Origin of the sequence: Lactiplantibacillus sp. B652 (assembly GCF_023806745.1) — a bacterium.
Taxonomy (GTDB): Bacteria; Bacillota; Bacilli; order Lactobacillales; family Lactobacillaceae; genus Lactiplantibacillus; species Lactiplantibacillus pentosus.
Genome location: NZ_JAMSKY010000071.1, coordinates 1 through 421 on the forward strand (window position 1 = coordinate 1; position 421 = coordinate 421).

Annotated in this window: 1 protein-coding gene; it reads right to left on the reverse strand. The window is 42.0% G+C overall.

Features of this window, described 5'->3' with window-relative positions:
• Positions 1-421: ribonucleotide-diphosphate reductase subunit beta (locus tag MZO40_RS17690; RefSeq protein WP_252133480.1), on the reverse strand; the 421-nt coding region annotated here is incomplete at both ends.

Sequence of the window (421 nt, forward strand, 5' to 3'; positions counted from 1 at the left end):
TGAAATTCCGTTCATTACGATTGGGTTGATATCTTTAATCTCAGCATTGGGGAAGCGGGATTCAAAGCCCATATTTTGGAGCGCCTTGTTGGCGTTGTAGTGAACGAATTGTTTAACATCTTCCGCTAACCCAATCGGCGCGTAAACTTCTTCAGTGAACGCAAACTCGTTCTCAAGGAGATCGTCGAGCAACTCATCCATCCACTTTTTGAATGTTTTTTGTTCAGTCGCCGATAGCTCGTTATATCCCAATTGAAATTTGTAGCCGAGGTAAGTACCATGAACAGATTCATCGCGGATCACCAGTTTGATGACTTCAGAAAGATTTGCCAGCTTATTGTTACCACGGTACCAAAGTGGGGTAAAAAAGTTGGTGTAGTACAAAATTCCTTCAAGAAAGACGCTTGCAACTTTCTTTTCA